This window comes from Caballeronia sp. SBC1, from assembly GCF_011493005.1.
Lineage (GTDB): Bacteria > Pseudomonadota > Gammaproteobacteria > Burkholderiales > Burkholderiaceae > Caballeronia.
In genome coordinates this window covers 1,745,011-1,760,639 of the sequence record NZ_CP049156.1, presented here as the reverse complement: position 1 = coordinate 1,760,639, position 15,629 = coordinate 1,745,011, and the positions used below count along the sequence as shown (strand labels likewise).

Genomic DNA, 15,629 nt, shown 5'->3' with positions numbered 1-15,629 from the left:
TGGAACAGGTCCGTTGCAGGTGTCGCCCGGCAAGACTTCAGGGCGCGTTTGAGCAGGAGCGGTGATTGATCGGCAAGCAACGCCCTCTGAACCATTGCCATGGTCCAAATGCGCAGCGAGCCGCATGGACGAGCACATGTTTGTGGTCGAACAAGGAAGGCATGTCTAACAAGAAAACTCTCCAACGCCTGAAGCGCTTTATCGTCAAGGAACGGCACTCGCTCATCCTGGCCGATCTAGCCAACTCGATACCCGCCGCTTGACTCAGAAGCGTCAATCGAGTTCTCTCTCGACTCTGAAAGGAACCACACGTGACCGAACCTGCAAACTCTTCCTCCGGCGGCCCCGTGCGCCGTGTCGCGTTTCTTGGCCTGGGCGTCATGGGTTATCCGATGGCCGGCCACCTTGCCAAAGCCGGCCTCGACGTGACGGTGTACAACCGAACCCACGCCAAGGCTGAACAATGGGTAGCCGAGCACGGCGGACACGCGGCGCGGACGCCACGCGAAGCCGCATCGAAGGCAGACTTGGTGCTGGCGTGCGTGGGCAACGACGATGACCTGCGCAGCATCACGCTGGGCGACGATGGCGCTTTCGCCGGCATGACCCCGGGCGCCGCCTTCGTCGATCACACGACAGCATCCGCCAATGTCGCACGCGAACTGGCAGAGATCGCGGACGCACGCGGACTGGCTTTCATCGACGCCCCTGTGTCCGGCGGCCAGGCGGGCGCGCAAAACGGCAAGCTGACCATCATGTGCGGCGGCGCTCCGGAAGCATTTGAACGGGTCCACACCACGCTTGATCACTACGCGACGGCCGTTACGTTGATCGGCCCGGCGGGCGCCGGGCAACTCGCGAAAATGGTCAATCAGATCTGCATCGCGGGACTCGTTCAGGGCTTGTCCGAGGCAGTTAATTTCGGCCAGTTGTCGGGTCTCGACATGCCGCTCGTACTCGACGTAATCGGCAAAGGTGCGGCGGCTAGCTGGCAGATGGACAATCGTGGCAAGACCATGATCGACGGCAAGTTCGACTACGGCTTTGCCGTCGACTGGATGCGCAAGGACCTGGGCTTCTGTCTCGACGAAGCGAAGCGCAACGGCGCTTCGCTTCCGGTGACCGCACTTGTCGACCAGTTCTACGGCGACGTACAGGCGCTCGGTGGTAATCGTTTCGATACCTCCAGCCTGATCTGGCGCCTGCGCAAACTCAAGAGCTAATTGCAAGCACCGCAATTCACTTGCGCCAGCGCAACGGCCGGCGCAAGTGATGCCGCTCCAGGCGCAAGCCGGGTGCTGCTTGCAGGAACGCGGGGATGCCGCCAAGCGAACTGGCCTCGCTGCGGTCGCGTTCCTCGTCGGCATCGACCGTCTTCAACGGGTTGATGAACAGTGCCGCCACCATGCCCACTGCAAGCAAGCACGCCGAGATAGTGAACGGCACGTTGTAGCTGCCCGTCGTTTCGATCAGGTAACCGAACACGACCGGCGACACCATGCCCGCTACGCCGAAGCCCGTGTTCATCATGCCGCCAGCGGTGCCCGCGTATTTTCCCGCGATATCGAGCGGCAGCGTCCAGAGCACGGGATTGGTGATCTCCAGGAAAAAGAATGACGCCGACAGGAACAGCACGGCCGTCAAGGGATTCGCTGTACTAACCATAGGCACCAGGAACGCGAGCGAGCCGCCCAATCCCACCACCAGAACGGAACAGCGTGCGAAGCGCAGCCGGCCAGTCATCTTGAAGATCTTGTCGGATAGCGTCCCGCCGAGCGTATCGCCTATCACGCCCGCCAGCAGCGGCAATGCGGTGAAGAGCGCGAGTTGCTTCAGATCGAATCCCCGCGACTCCTTGAGATAAGACGGCAACCACGTCAAGTAGACCCACAGCAGCCAGCCATAGCAAAAATCGACGAACGTCACGAGCCACATGCGATGCATCAGCTTTCGCCACGGCGTCGCGCAATGTTTGGCGCGGTCGCAGTCGCCCACGTGATAACCGATCTCCGCTGTTTCTTCTGGCGTGATGCGACGGTGCTGTTCGGGAGAGTTCGTGAACACGAACAAATAGAGCACGGTCCACGCAAGGCTGGCGATGCCGAGCAGAATGAACGCGTCGCGCCATCCGCCTGTTGCTACCACCGCGAGCACGAGCGGCGGCGTCACGGCACCGCCGAGCCTGGCGAAACTATGCGTGATGCCTTGCGCAAAGCCGCGCTCGGCGACCGGCATCCAGTAGGTAAAGGCACGGGTAGCCGTCGGAAATGCACCGCCCTCGCCTATGCCCAGCATGAAGCGCAAGCCGACAAGCATCGCTACACTGCCGGCAAAGCCGGTCGCAAGCGTAGCCACGCCCCAAATGAGCGAAAGCACGGTCAGCACACGCTTGGGTCCGTACTTGTCGGCAAGCCAGCCGCCCACGATCTGCATGACCGCATACGGATACGCGAACGCGGAAAACACAAGGCCCAGTTGCCCCGAAGTCAATCCCATCTCATGCCGGATAAGGGGGCCGGCCACGGCAATGTTCACGCGATCGATGTATGAGATGAAATACATCAGGCACATGACCGCGAGAATGATGTGACGCGTCTTGACACGCCGCGGTTGCGTCGCTTGCTGTTCCATGCTGTCTCCTGTCTCTTCCATGTGACGTCTTTGACGTTCGTGATAGGTGCTTCAGTGTTGCTTGTTCCTTATTCCGTCTGGCGTTTTTGTGTCAGATGCTTCCCTTGCGTGAGTGGATGGTGTGCGACCTTGCGGATCAGCTATCCAGCAACTTCAGCCGCTGCACCTTGCCCGATGGCCCACGTGGCAGTTCATCGATCAGCCGGAATTCTTTCGGCGTCTTGAAGCGGCCGAGTTCGCGAAGGCAGTGATTCCTGAGATCGGCGAGATCGAGGGCGAGCGGACCGTCGAGCGTGCGCGGAACGACGAATGCGATGATCTCCTGTCCATAAGCGGCATCCGGCACACCGACCGCCGCCGCATCAAGCACACCCAGGTGCTTCAGCAACGCTTCATCAATCTCGCGCGGCGCAATGTTCTCGCCGCCCTTGATAATCAGTTCCTTCGAACGGCCGTTGATATAGAAGTAACCCTCCGCATCGCGGTAACCCAGGTCGCCAGTGCGCAGCCAGCCGTCCTCAGTGAATGCCGCTCGCGTCTCTTCCGGGCGCTTGTAGTAACCGCTCATCACTTGTTCGCCGCGCAACACGATCTCGCCGCATTCGTCGCTGGCACAATCGCGGCCTTGCGCGTCAATCACGCGGGCGCTCGCACCGGATGGCAAGCCGATGCTGCCAACCCGCCTCTTGTTCATTTCATATGGATTACTGAATACTGGAGCGGCAGTTTCCGTCATGCCCATCGTTTCGATTACACCAACTCCAAAGCGTGCCTCGAACGCGCGGTGATGCTCGACCGGCAGCGCCGCCGACGCGCTGCGGCAGAACTTGAGCGCGGACAGGTCGAAGGTGTGATCGTCCTGCTGGTTGAGCAGATACGCGACTATCGTAGGCACGACGTTGATCCAGGTGCAGCCGTGACGCGTGACGTCGCGCCAAAACGTTCGGGCGGAGAAACGCGGCGCTACGACGACGGAACCGCCGTGATGCAACGGGGCCAGAAGCGTCACCACCAAGCCGTTGATGTGAAAAAGCGGTAGCGAAGCGAGCACGCGATCGTCAGCAGTGAGCCGGTGCTCGGCCGTGATCGTGCGCGCGTTCGCCAACAGGTTGCGATGTGTGAGAAGCACGCCTTTGGGCAAACCGGTCGTGCCGGAGGTGTACATCAGAAGCGCGACGTCTTCCGAACGCGGTGAATTTTCACTGCCGCTCGCCAACTGCGATGCAACAGGCCGTGCTGAAGGCTGCATGGCAGCATCGGCGAGCGCCAGTTCTGGAGGCGCGAACACCGGTGCTTCAAGCGCGTCAGGCTCAGTGGTGACGACCAGAATCTCGCGATCGAAACCCTCGTCGCGCAACGCGGCAATGGCAGACGTGATCGCAGCTCGCGATTCCTCCGAGACAAATATCGCCCGTGTATCCGAATGCTCGACGATATAACGCACCTGCGAAGGCTGGCACAGCAGGTTCAACGGATTGGCTACAAGCCCGCTGTACATCGCGGCAAGGAGCAGCGTGGCCGTCTGGATGCCGTTGCTCATGAACACCGAGACAACATCGCCCGGCTTCAGCCCCGCGTCGCGAAAGCGGGCGTCAAGCGTCTGGCAAGCGTCACGCAATTCGCCGAATGTCAGCACGCCCGCGCGGCTTGCGATCGGGCTGGCATCCGTATTGGCCTCGTCGTCGGCGGGCGCGAGCAGGAAGGGTTTGTCGGGGAACTGAGCCGCGCGTTCGTCTATCAATGCGCGCAAGGTGGCAGGCGTATTCATCGTCCGTACCTCTTGAAGAAATCGCCGAGCAGATCGTCCATCTCCGGAACCCGTTCTTCGATGGGATATGCGATCCGCGTGATGTTCAGGTAGTGGCGAAAGCCGAGGTTCTCGGAGAAGTTGTTGCGGCCCCAGGTGCCGCAACCCATCGACAGCGAAAACGGCAGGCCGTTGTCGAAATTGCCGCCCGTTGCGAGGCAATGCGCCTGATTGGAGATAACGCGGGCAACCGGTAAGTTCATGCCGAGTTGCACGGCCTCGGCCGGATCGGCGGAATGCAGCCCGACCGAATGACCCGCGCCCATGTACGCGTAGATGCGCTGCACGACAGAGGCAGCGTCATCGAAATCCTTCGCGCGGTAAACGGTCAGTACAGGTGAAAGCTTTTCGCCCGAAAACGGGTACGTCTCGCCGAACCCGTCTTCCTCGACCATCAGAAAAGCGGGCGCCTTGGCCGCGACGTCATCCAGACCCGCTAGCCGGGCGATCTCAACGGCCGACTTCGCGGTGCAGTGCGCCGAGAGTTTGCCCCCCGTCCACATTGCCGCTTGCAGGCGTTCTTTTTGGGCCGTGTCGAGTAACACTCCGCCGTTTTCAGCGAGTGCGTTGAGTGCAGGCCGATACACCGCCTCCACAATCACGACGCTGTTTTCAGACGAACAACTGGTGGCATTATCGAAGGTTTTGGAAATGCGAATCTTCCGCGCCGCATCATTAAGATCCGCCGATGCAGCGACAATCGACGCCACGTTCCCTGCACCTACACCGAACGCGGGCGTGCCGCTCGTGTAAGCCATGCGAACATTGGCCTGCGATCCCGTCGCGACCACGAGGTCACACTGCCGTAGAAGGGCTGCTGTCGCCGCCTTGGTGATCGGCGGCGGTAGCACCTGAACGAGATCCGGGGACAAGCCCGCCTTAGCGAATTGCGCGTGGATGAATTCGATCAGCAACGCGCATGACGAATATCCCTTCGGCGATGGTGCAACGATTACTGCATTGCCGCATTTCAGCGCGTTGATGATCTTGTTGGCGGGCGTGGCGGCCGGGTTGGTCGAAGGCGTAATCGCCGCAACCACACCCACCGAGCGTGCGATCTCGACAATCCCGGTGGCTGAATCACGGTTGATCACCCCGCAGGTTTTGGCTCCGCGCAAATCACGCAGCAGACCAAGCGTCTTCCGATAGTTCTTGCGGAACTTGTCGTCGGCGTTGCCCAGACCCGTGTCTCGTACGGCAAGGTCCGCCAGTTGCCGGTTTCGCCCCGGCTCCATGATCGCCCACGCGGCGGCAGCGGCCGCTGCGTCCAGGACCTCCTGCCCCGCATGTTCGAAACCTTGCTGCGCCGCACGCGCCCGTGCGACCAGTTCCGCCACGTCCTGTTCGACGCTATCGGTGACGGCGGCCTTCGCCATTTCCACTGCGCTGATGTGTCCGTTCATTACGCGTCGCTCCGGCTAAAAGAATCACTATGATTTGCAATCTACTCAGCCACGCGCACAGTGGAGTCCCGTTTTCCGATCTAACGCTCACTACCTTTCCAGCAGCGACGAAAAATGCAGTTTTCGGGACGTTTTGCAGTCCCGAAAAGCGATAAAGTTGATGCAAATTCTCGATAAAAATTTACGGCCTTCAGGAGACGGAGTGTCGACATCCAACCAATCCAACGCCGCCGCCGTGCGTGCGTTTCGGGTATTAGAAACGCTGGCCCAGGCGGGCCACCCTCTTTCAATGACCGAACTCGTCGACGCACTCGCGCTGCCCAAGCAGACGGTTCATCGCATCCTTGTGCAGTTGACGGATGCGTACCTCATTACGCGCGGCGCTGGCGACCGGTTATACGAATGTTCGCCACGCGTGCGCTCGCTCGCGGTCAACGTCCTGATGCATGCCGGTCCGGCAGCGGCGCGCCATGCGCTACTCGAACAACTGGTGGAAAAGATCGGTGAGACATGCAACCTGACAATGTTGTCGGGCAACGACGTGGTCTATGTCGATCGCGTGGAAACAGAGTGGCCGCTGCGCATGCATCTGCAGCCGGGTTCGCACGTGCCCCTGCACTGTTCGGCAAGCGGCAAGCTGCTGCTGAGCTTCATGCCCCGCGAACGGCGCGAGAGGATGATCGAGACGCTGCCATTGCGAGCCTACTCGGAACGGACCATCATCGACCGCGATGCCTTGCGAAAGGAACTAAGCACGACGCGCCGGCGCCTGCTCGCGATCAACAACCAGGAGCACTTGCAGGGACTGATCGCCATTGCGGTCCCGGTGATGCTCGATCGCAATCGCGCGTGTGCGGCTATCGCCGTGCAAGCGCCAATTGGCCGCGTCGCGCTCGACGACCTGCTCGCCTTCGTCCCCGACCTGCGCCTCGCCGCCGAAGAAACGGCGAAGACATTCCACGATTGATTAGTTGATTGATAACCCCGCGCGCCAAAAACAACACGCGGGCTACCGTGGCTCATTCAGTGCGCTCGGGTGACCGCGTCGAACGTATCCGTGCGCGGTTCCATCTTGTGCGCGCACCACGCCGACAGTAGCGCCGACAACACCACATACACACACACGGCCCACGGCTTGCCGCCGTTCAGCCGAAGAAGTGCCGTTGCGATGATCGGCGTCAGGCCGCTCGCGAAGATTCCCGAGAACTGGTACACGAACGAGATGCCTGTGTAGCGGACTTCGGCATCGAACAACTCGGCAAAGAGCGCCGCTTCCGGGCCGTACACCATTGCGTAGAAGATACCGAACGGGATCACGATCGCGAGCCAGACGATCATTGTGTTGCCCGCCTGATTCTCCATCAGCCAGAATGCCGGCAGCACCGAGAGGCCGCAAATCAGCGAGCCCCACCGGTACACGCGCGTCCGGCCCAGCAGGTCCGACATCCTGCCGAACAGCGGGATGAAAAAGCACATCACAATGGCGGCCATCATGACGCCCGTAAGCGCTTCGGTCCGGCTCATCGCGAGATGCTGCGTGAGATAGCCGATCATGAACACGGCGAAGATGTTGAAGAAAACACCGTCAATCCAGCGTGCGCCCATGCCGAGCAGCACAGAGCGACGATACCGCGTGATCATGTCAATGAACGGGACCTTCACGTCGCGCCGCGTGCGCTTGAGCGCCAGGAACTCGGGTGTCTCCATGACCTTGACGCGGATATACAGGCCGATCACCACTAGCGCAAGCGACATGGCGAACGCGACGCGCCAGCCCCACGAGAGAAACGCGCTCTCCGGCAGCAGCTTCGAGATGGCGGCAACCACGCCCGACGCGAGGCACAAGCCGATCGACAAACCAATCTGCGGCAAGCTTGCGTAAAGTCCGCGCCGGTTAGGCGGCGCATATTCATAAGCCATCAGCACGGCCCCACCCCATTCACCGCCGAGCCCGATGCCCTGCAGCACGCGCAACGCCAGCAGCAGGATTGGCGCCCAGATTCCTATCTGCGCGTACGTCGGCACGAAGGCCACGCCTGCAGTCGAGACACCCATGATGATGAGCGTGCAGATGAGCGCGGATTTGCGTCCGACCTTGTCCCCGAAATGGCCGAAAATGATGCCGCCGAGCGGCCGTGTAACGAAGCCGACTGCGAACGTGCCGTAGGCAAGCATGGTGGAGACAAGCGGGTCGTGTGCCGGAAAATACAGCTTGTTGAACACTATCCCTGCGACCACGCCGTACAGGAAAAAGTCGTACCACTCGACGGTGGCCCCGATGACGCTCGCGAATGCAACGCGGCGAATAACCTTGTTATCGACTGCCATTCTGTCTTCTCCGATGGATGGTCGAGCGGCGACCTCAGCGTGTCGCCCGACGCAATGCCCCAAAACCTGTCTCCTCCGGGGCACGAATTACCCGGTATGCATGCTGTGTTATCAACTTTGTGTCAGCGATGCAGGCCGGGATCGTTTTTGCTTCTGATGCAACTTCGGATCACTGCGTTCAATACGGCTTCAATGCGGCTTCAATAGAACTTCAATGCGGCGTCAGTACCTCCTCGCGAGGCGCTGTCCTGGAACGGTCGTCGGCGCGGGCGTCGGCGAGAATCATGTCCGAGGCTTTCTCGGCAACCATCACGATCGGCACGTTGGTATTGCCCGAGACGAGCGTCGGCATGATCGAGCAGTCGACCACCCGCAATCCGCGCGTGCCGTATACACGCAGACGCTCGTCGACTACGGCAAGCGGATCGCTCGCCACGCCCATCTTGGCCGTCCCCGACGGATGAAAGATCGTCTGACCGTATTCGCGGCAAAACTGCAGCAGTTCGTCGTCGGTCTGCGCGTCTGCGCCGGGACGAACTTCGCGCTTCATGAGCGATGCCATCGGCTCCGCAGCAGCGATCCGGCGCGCGAAACGCACGCCCGCAACCGTCGTGCGGCGGTCGAGATCAGTCGAAAGATAGTTCGGCTGCATCGACGGTGCGTCGCGCATGTCGTTCGTACGGATGCGCAAGAGGCCACGAGACTCCGGGCGCAACTGGCAAATTGAATATGTGCAGCCGGGAAACGCGTGGACGTCGCCGCCGGCGGAATCGGCGGAGAGTGTTGAAAAATGGAACTGGATGTCGGGCGTCTTGGCCTCGTCGGGCAGCGCACGGCAGAACAACCCGCCCTGGTTGATGCCCACAGCAAGCGGCCCTTCGCGAAACAGCGCCCATTGCAGGCCCATCTTCGCGCGGCCTCGCCAAGAATGCAGCAGGTTATTGGTCGAGATCGGCCGCGAGACTTCATAGATCAGCCGTACTTGCAGATGATCCTGAAGATTCTCGCCGACACCCGGCCGGTTCGCGACCACCGGAATGCCAAAGTCGCCGAGCAGCTTGGCCGGACCCACGCCCGAGACCTGCAGCAATTGCGGTGATTGAAGCGCACCAGCCGCAAGTAACACCTCGCGATTCGCGCGCACCTCTTGCATTTGTCCATGCTGCAAGTAGCGGATACCAGCGGCACGCGTGCCTTCGAAAATAATCTTCGACGCAAGCGCATCGGTTTCCACGTGCAGGTTCGGACGCCGACGCGCGGGCTTCAGGTACGCCACCGCGGTCGAACAACGCCAGCCCTTTCGCGTCGTCAGTTGGTAGTAGCCGACGCCTTCCTGATCGCCGCTATTGAAATCATCGACCGTACGCACTCCGATCTTGTTCGATGCTGCAATGAACGCGTCCACGAGTTCATGACGCTGCTTGATGGTGGAAGCCCAGAGCGGTCCGTCCACGCCGCGAGTCGGCGACGCCCCCAACTCATTGTGTTCAAGCCGCCGGAAATACGGCAGGCACTCTTGCCAGCTCCAGCCCCGGTTTCCCAGCGCACTCCAGTGATCGTAGTCATTCTTCTGACCACGGACGTAGATCAGCCCGTTGATCGAACTGCTGCCGCCGAGCGTGCGTCCGCGCGGCCAGTACAACTGGCGATCGTTCATGTTCGGATCGGGGTCGGTCTTGAAGCCCCAGTTGTAGACCGGGTGAAACATGGTCTTGCCGTAGCCGATGGGAATATGAATCCACAGATACCGGTCGGGCGGACCGGCTTCAAGCAGGCACACCGAGTAGCGGCCGTTTTCCGAGAGGCGGTTGGCGAGGACACAGCCAGCCGATCCAGCGCCGACGATGACATAGTCAAAACTCCGTGCCATTACTGATGCCTCCATTGTTTTCGTTTTTTCGGTACGTTTCGTTGAAATTTATTGATTGTTCGTTCCGCCTTCAAGGAAATACCGCTACGATCGATGAAACCGGTTCAAAAAGAACCTTTTTGTTCCACTTTCAGGGCTGCATTCAGGTGTTTATTCGGGTTCTCCCCGACCCGGTTGCTCATGTTGAACACCCTCCAGCCTTAATCAGAGGTGCCAATGAAAGACGCCTTGAGTTCCGCGTCAAATGCTTCGTCCCATGCTCCTTCACATGCTGCCGTGCAACAGGAACAGCTTCCCGAGGACACCCGCGTTCTGCGCGCACTCATCGTTGTCGAGCACCTTGCCGCGGCCGGACAACCGTTCTCACTGTCGCAACTGTCTGCACGCCTGCATATTCCGAAGGCGACCTTGACGCGCATGATCGATTCGCTGGAAGCACTGGGCTATGTCACACACATACCTGATTCGCGCGGTGCCGACCGTGGCATAACCCTCGGTCCGCGTGCCACTCAACTCGCGCTGACCATGCTCGCGAACAGCACGTTTACCCGCTCCTGCCGCGCGTTACTGCGCGGACTTGTCGATGTGCTCGGAGAGAGCTGCAATCTCACCGTGCTCGATGGCGACGCCGTGCTTTACGTTGAACGCGTGGAGACGAACGAGCCCCTGCGCCTGCACATGCAGCCCGGTATGCGCGTGCCGCTGCATTGCACGGCGAGCGGCAAGCTGTTCCTGTCGCAGATGGCGCCTGCCGAGCGCGCGCTTGTCCTCGCGCGGATGCAACTCAAGGCACATACCTATCGCACGTTCACGGACCCGACCCTGCTCGGCGCGGAACTTGACCGGCTGGCTTCACGGGGTCTTGGTATAGACAATGAGGAATTCGTACGAGGGATGGTGGCGATTGCCGTGCCCGTGCGCAAACCCGGCGGTATCGGCGTGCTAGCGTCGCTGGCCGTGCATGCGCCGACCGCGCGGGCAAGCCTGGACGACTTGCTTAAGAACGTGCCGAAACTCAAGGAGACTGCGGCGCGCCTCGCCCCTTTGCTTCACGCGGACGCAACGCCACAACGTTAGCGGTGCGGAAAAGTTGCGCTCCTCAGACGAGGCGTTCCGAGCCGTTGCTGGGCAACAGCCGGATTAGGAAAATATCGAAAACCGGAATGGTTCTGGTCTGGAATTCCTCCCGAAAATCAGCACAGGCCAGCCAGTAAGGCGTTTCTGTACAATGGTCATCATCTATTTTTCGGAACGCTTGCTATGACCATCGCTGATACACCGACACTGCGTGCCTTCGCGCTGCTCGAGCATCTCGTCAAAGCGGAAGGTCCGGTGTCGCTCGCCGACATCGCGCAGGACGTCGATTTGCCGAAACCATCGCTGCACCGCATGCTGGCTTCGCTGGAAGCGGGCGGCCTCGTGATCCGCGATCCGGGCCACAAGAACGCCTATGTGATCGGCCCGCGTCTCGCGCAACTCGGGCTGGGCGTGGTCATGCACTCAGGCGCACGGCGTCTGCGCCACGCCATTCTCGGGCGGCTGGTGGCGGACCTCGGGGAAACCTGCAACCTCACGATGCTGCACGAAACCGAAGTGCTGTATCTGGACCGCATGGAAGCGCCCTGGCCTCTGCGGCTTGATCTCAAGCCCGGGTCGAAGGTACCGGCCTATTGCACCGCCAGCGGCAAGTTGCTGCTGGCCATGATGCTGTCGCGCGAACAGCGTTCCGCGCTCGTGCGCGCGCTCAAGATCGAACGCTTCACGCCGAATACCATCACCGACCCCGAAATGCTCGAAGCCGAACTCGATCGCACCGCGCACAAGCGCATTGGTATCGACAACGAGGAATTTCTCGCGGGCATCGCCTGCGTTGCAGTGCCTGTGATGAACAAGGACGGCATGAGCATTGCCGCCATCGCCGTGCATGCGCCGGTCTCACGTGCGCCGCTATCTCGCTCGCTCGAATTCGTGCCGCGCCTGCAGGAAGCAGCGCGGGAGCTGGCAAACACGTTCTAAGTACGTTCTAAGCAGCCCGTCGATGAGGCGGGCACTGTTCCGCTACGGTGCGAGCCGCAAGCCTGCCAGCGCCCGATTTGGTGCGCCCATTGCCGCCTATCGAAGCAATCAGGCAGTTTGCTTTGGGCGTTCCTTGCGAAACGCGCGTTTTACCGCAATCAGCCCGTCGCGAAACTCGAAGAGATCGCAGCCTTCGGCCTCAATCCGCCACCCTTCCGCGTGCGTGCCGGTAAATACCCATTCCGACACACCGCGTTCACCGGCCACGTAGTGGCGGCCGTGTCCCCAGTGGGCATCGGGAAAGGTCTTGAAGACCGCTTCAAAGGCCGCTTGCACGGCCGCGCGGCCAGTGAAGCGAGTGCCGTGGATATCGTTGCCGCCAGCGGTATCGAAGACACAGTCTTCTGTCATGAAGTCCATCAACGCAGCAGCGTCGTGACGATTGAAGGCGTCGGAAAAGGCCGCAAGCGTGTCGGCCGTCACTTCGGATGTCGCGGTGAGCGAGTCTGTCATACGTGTCTCCTGTGAGAAAACTGGCATTGCCGATCGGCGATGGCTGCGGCAAGTTTCACCGACACGTTAAATAACTCTCACGCCCCGCGGTAGCGCCAGTCGAGCCGATTCGCTTGGGCCAGCGCCTGCTCCGAGCACCGGAGCACCCAAGCGCTCACGCCTTCGGACGTTGCGCCCGAACAAGCTCCGCCAGCGCGCGCACACCGGGTTCGATCTTTTCCTGCTTGATCGCCGAAAAGCCCATGCGGAAGCATTGGCGCTGTTCCAGCCCCTCCATGAAAAACACGCTACCCAGCTCGATCAGGATGCCGTGCGCCTCGGCTTCAGCCGCGAGACGGGTCGCGTCAAGCCACGGCGGCCCTTCGACCCAGCACGAGGAGCCACCGGTAATCCGCGCGTGACGGACTTCCGGCAGATGAGCGTCGAGCGCTACGCTGAGTGCTTCCGCGCGCTCCTTGTAGGCGAAGGCGAGCCGCCGCAGCAACGCATCGTGATGACCCAGCGCTAGAAAGGTCGCGAATGCGCGCTGAATGTACGCTGCTGGATGCCGCACCATCAGCCGCCGCAATGCCCGCAACTCGCGAATCAGGTCACGCGGGCCCACCACATAACCCAGTCGCAAGCCCGGGGCGAAACTCTTCGACAAGCTGCCCACATAGAGCACGCGGTCGGCGGTATCCAGGCTCTTCAGCGCCGGATGCGGGCCGCCCGAGAAATTATTTTCACTCTCGTAGTCGTCCTCGATCACAACGAAATCATGCTTTTGCGCGAGTTCCAGGAGCGCGTGCCTGCGTTCGAGCGGCAGGGTCGCCGTGGTCGGGCACTGATGGCTCGGCGTCACGTACACGTAGTCGCATTGCGCCAGCAGATGGGCGTCGGCGACCGGACGCACGCCGCCTTCGTCAACCGGCAGAGGCAGCAGCGGCGCGTTGCGATTCAGGAAAATATTGCGTGCATCCGGGTAGCCGGGGTTCTCGAAACCGATCGTCGTGCGCTCGTTCGCCAACAGGTCGGCGATCAGATAAAGCGCCTGCTGTGCGCCCATCGTGACGACAATTTCGTCGGGCATCGCGAAGACGCCGCGACGCGGCAGGACGCGCGTGCGAATCTGCTGGATCAGCGTGTCGTCGTCGCGTTCGATCAGGTCCGGCGCCCAGTTGCGGATTTCCATGACGGACAGCGCCTTCATGCAGCACTCGCGCCAGTCGCTCGTCGGAAAGAGCGTTTGATCGAACTGGCCGTAAATAAAGGGAAACTCGTAGTTCTGCCAACTCGCCTGCTTGACAATATTGCGCTGCAGGGACGGCAAACGCTCAATGCGCCGGGTCCAGTCGGGGCGCCCGACTGCCTCGTTCGCCGCGACGGTTTGCGTAGGTACAAACCCGTGCCGGCCTTCGAGCATGGCCGGATTGACGAAGTGCCCGCTGCGCTCCCGGGAAATCAGATAACCCTCTTCCACCAACTGCTGGTAAGCGAGCACAACCGTATTGCGGGCCACGCTCAACTGATCGGCCAGTTCGCGACTCGAGGGCAACGCGGTATCAACGGACATCTGCCCGTCGAGAATGGCGGCCACCAGCATCTGCCGAATCTGCCCTTGCAGGCTTATATTGGATTCAGCCGAACGCTGGAACCGCTGCGTCCACATTGCCGACGACATCCGGCTAGCCATATTTCCTCCCAAATTGATTAATTCGATTGCACCCGGCGATTTAGCACGAAGTGATTGATTCGATATGCAGTGCCGCATTGCACGATGACGGCAGCCGTTGGCCCCTCCGGGCAAACCTGGCTGCCGCAATCGGCTGCGGTGAATGTGGACTCAACGATCGGCGGCGTCTGGTACTAACTCGGCCTATTTTTAGTTGACGATACTCGATTCGACCGTGTTCCCGCGATCGGGACAAGCCCCGGTCGACCCGATAAGACTTGCGTGCCATGCACGCTGCCCGCCAGGAGATCCGCAATGCAACACGATAAACGATCAAAATTTTCTCGGTGGTTCGCTCGCCCGCTGCATTGCGTCATTGCAGCCGCCACCGCGCTGGCAACGTTCGTCACCATCGGGCTCCAGCCCGCCCACGCCGAGGACAAGGAGGTCACCATTGCGTACCAGCAGATCGTCGATCCCTGGGTCGTGGCGATCGCCAATGGGTCCATCGAAAAGGAGACAGGCTACAAGATCAACTGGCGGCAATTCGAGTCCGGCGCCAAAGTAGCAACAGCAATGGCTTCGGGCGATGTGAAGGTCGGTGTGATTGGATCGAGCCCGCTTGCTGCGGCCGTGAGCCAGGGTGTGGATCTGCAGCTTTTCTGGATTCTCGACAACATCAACCAGGCTGAAGCGATGGTCGTGCGTAACGGCTCCGGCATCACGAAACCGGCAGACCTGAAGGGCAAGACGATCGGCGTCCCGTTCGTTTCGACCACCCACTATCACACCATGTTCGCGCTGCAGCACTGGGGCATCAATCCGTCGGACGTGAAGGTCCTCAACATGCAACCGAACCAGATTGTGGCCGCGTGGGAACGGGGTGACATCGATGCGGCGTATGTATGGAATCCGGCGCTGGCCGAGTTGAAGAAAAGCGGCAGGGTGCTGATCACCTCGGGCGACCTGTCAAAGCTTGGAAAGCCAACGTTCGACGGTATCGCGGTCGATCGCAAATGGGGCGAGGAGCATAAGGACTTCATGGCAAAACTGGTGAAGGCAATCTCTGACGCCGACAATCAATATCGTAGCAATGCCGCGCAATGGAACGCGGGTTCGCCGCAGGCGGCAGCCATCGCGAAGATGATCGGTGGCACGCCGGCTGAAGTACCGGGGGCGCTTGCGCTTTATGCATTTCCCTCGCTCTCGGATCAGGTGTCGGCGCAATGGCTCGGTGGCGGCGATTCCGGTCGCGCAACAATGGCTCTGAAGGACACGTCAGAGTTCCTGAAGGGCCAGAAGAGCATCAACGCGGTCGCACCTGATTATGCGAAATTCGTCACGCCGGTGTACGCCGAAGCCGCGACGAAGCTTAAGTGAACCACGCCATGGTCGTCGACCAGGAGGATC

The 15,629-nt window shown here is 60.8% G+C and carries 12 protein-coding genes; 5 read left to right on the top strand and 7 right to left on the bottom strand.

Features of this window, described 5'->3' with window-relative positions:
- The first annotated feature begins 380 nt into the window (after positions 1–380).
- Positions 381–1,223 (top strand): NAD(P)-dependent oxidoreductase, encoded by an 843-nt coding sequence (locus SBC1_RS07770; RefSeq protein WP_243830280.1) that lies wholly within the window; start codon positions 381–383, stop codon positions 1,221–1,223.
- A gap of 16 nt (positions 1,224–1,239) precedes the next feature.
- On the opposite strand, the gene SBC1_RS07765 is transcribed toward SBC1_RS07770, so the two are convergent.
- The 3 genes from SBC1_RS07765 to SBC1_RS07755 form a co-directional block, all read right to left on the bottom strand.
- Entirely contained in the window at positions 1,240–2,631 is a 1,392-nt protein-coding gene (locus SBC1_RS07765; protein WP_165987524.1) for an MFS transporter, read from the bottom strand.
- A 136-nt stretch (positions 2,632–2,767) separates the two neighbouring features.
- Positions 2,768–4,399, bottom strand: a complete 1,632-nt coding sequence (locus SBC1_RS07760) for an AMP-binding protein (RefSeq protein ID WP_165987522.1) — start codon at positions 4,397–4,399, stop codon at positions 2,768–2,770.
- Positions 4,396–5,841: an aldehyde dehydrogenase family protein gene (locus SBC1_RS07755; protein WP_165089988.1), complete on the bottom strand. Its 1,446-nt coding sequence runs from the start codon at positions 5,839–5,841 to the stop codon at positions 4,396–4,398. The genes SBC1_RS07760 and SBC1_RS07755 overlap by 4 nt, the downstream gene beginning before the upstream one ends.
- Positions 5,842–6,043: 202 nt before the next feature.
- Between SBC1_RS07755 and SBC1_RS07750 the strand changes: the two genes are divergently transcribed.
- On the top strand, positions 6,044–6,808 hold the full coding sequence (locus tag SBC1_RS07750) for an IclR family transcriptional regulator (protein ID WP_241202050.1): 765 nt from the start codon (positions 6,044–6,046) through the stop codon (positions 6,806–6,808).
- A 56-nt stretch (positions 6,809–6,864) separates the two neighbouring features.
- Here the strand turns inward: SBC1_RS07750 and SBC1_RS07745 are convergent, their stop codons facing one another.
- Together SBC1_RS07745 and SBC1_RS07740 are read right to left on the bottom strand one after the other, a co-directional pair.
- On the bottom strand, positions 6,865–8,169 hold the full coding sequence (locus tag SBC1_RS07745; protein WP_165089982.1) for an MFS transporter: 1,305 nt from the start codon (positions 8,167–8,169) through the stop codon (positions 6,865–6,867).
- A gap of 211 nt (positions 8,170–8,380) precedes the next feature.
- Complete coding sequence (locus tag SBC1_RS07740; protein ID WP_165089979.1) at positions 8,381–10,039, bottom strand: GMC family oxidoreductase; 1,659 nt, start codon at positions 10,037–10,039, stop codon at positions 8,381–8,383.
- A 216-nt stretch (positions 10,040–10,255) separates the two neighbouring features.
- Here SBC1_RS07740 and SBC1_RS07735 point away from each other — a divergent pair, with 216 nt between their 5' ends.
- Both SBC1_RS07735 and SBC1_RS07730 read left to right on the top strand, forming a co-directional pair.
- Complete coding sequence (locus SBC1_RS07735) at positions 10,256–11,116, top strand: IclR family transcriptional regulator (protein ID WP_165987520.1); 861 nt, start codon at positions 10,256–10,258, stop codon at positions 11,114–11,116.
- 183 nt (positions 11,117–11,299) lie between these two features.
- Positions 11,300–12,055: an IclR family transcriptional regulator gene (locus SBC1_RS07730; RefSeq protein ID WP_165089972.1), complete on the top strand. Its 756-nt coding sequence runs from the start codon at positions 11,300–11,302 to the stop codon at positions 12,053–12,055.
- A gap of 108 nt (positions 12,056–12,163) precedes the next feature.
- Here the strand turns inward: SBC1_RS07730 and SBC1_RS07725 are convergent, their stop codons facing one another.
- Both SBC1_RS07725 and SBC1_RS07720 read right to left on the bottom strand, forming a co-directional pair.
- Positions 12,164–12,568, bottom strand: a complete 405-nt coding sequence (locus SBC1_RS07725) for a nuclear transport factor 2 family protein (RefSeq protein WP_165089969.1) — start codon at positions 12,566–12,568, stop codon at positions 12,164–12,166.
- A gap of 154 nt (positions 12,569–12,722) precedes the next feature.
- Positions 12,723–14,240 (bottom strand): PLP-dependent aminotransferase family protein, encoded by a 1,518-nt coding sequence (locus SBC1_RS07720; protein WP_165089966.1) that lies wholly within the window; start codon positions 14,238–14,240, stop codon positions 12,723–12,725.
- A 294-nt stretch (positions 14,241–14,534) separates the two neighbouring features.
- Here SBC1_RS07720 and tauA point away from each other — a divergent pair, with 294 nt between their 5' ends.
- On the top strand, positions 14,535–15,599 hold the full coding sequence (gene tauA / locus SBC1_RS07715) for a taurine ABC transporter substrate-binding protein (protein ID WP_165987518.1): 1,065 nt from the start codon (positions 14,535–14,537) through the stop codon (positions 15,597–15,599).
- Positions 15,600–15,629 lie beyond the last annotated feature (30 nt).

What these genes read in the sequence shown, in the direction of transcription:
- SBC1_RS07720 (WP_165089966.1), bottom strand. Translation starts at nt 14,240, where the DNA reads ATGGCTAGCCGGATGTCGTCGGCAATGTGGACGCAGCGGTTCCAGCGT.
- SBC1_RS07725 (WP_165089969.1), bottom strand. Translation starts at nt 12,568, where the DNA reads ATGACAGACTCGCTCACCGCGACATCCGAAGTGACGGCCGACACGCTT.
- SBC1_RS07740 (WP_165089979.1), bottom strand. Translation starts at nt 10,039, where the DNA reads ATGGCACGGAGTTTTGACTATGTCATCGTCGGCGCTGGATCGGCTGGC.
- SBC1_RS07755 (WP_165089988.1), bottom strand. Translation starts at nt 5,841, where the DNA reads ATGAACGGACACATCAGCGCAGTGGAAATGGCGAAGGCCGCCGTCACC.
- tauA (WP_165987518.1), top strand. Translation starts at nt 14,535, where the DNA reads ATGCAACACGATAAACGATCAAAATTTTCTCGGTGGTTCGCTCGCCCG.
- SBC1_RS07730 (WP_165089972.1), top strand. Translation starts at nt 11,300, where the DNA reads ATGACCATCGCTGATACACCGACACTGCGTGCCTTCGCGCTGCTCGAG.
- SBC1_RS07765 (WP_165987524.1), bottom strand. Translation starts at nt 2,631, where the DNA reads ATGGAACAGCAAGCGACGCAACCGCGGCGTGTCAAGACGCGTCACATC.
- SBC1_RS07760 (WP_165987522.1), bottom strand. Translation starts at nt 4,399, where the DNA reads ATGAATACGCCTGCCACCTTGCGCGCATTGATAGACGAACGCGCGGCT.
- SBC1_RS07770 (WP_243830280.1), top strand. Translation starts at nt 381, where the DNA reads ATGGGTTATCCGATGGCCGGCCACCTTGCCAAAGCCGGCCTCGACGTG.
- SBC1_RS07735 (WP_165987520.1), top strand. Translation starts at nt 10,256, where the DNA reads ATGAAAGACGCCTTGAGTTCCGCGTCAAATGCTTCGTCCCATGCTCCT.
- SBC1_RS07745 (WP_165089982.1), bottom strand. Translation starts at nt 8,169, where the DNA reads ATGGCAGTCGATAACAAGGTTATTCGCCGCGTTGCATTCGCGAGCGTC.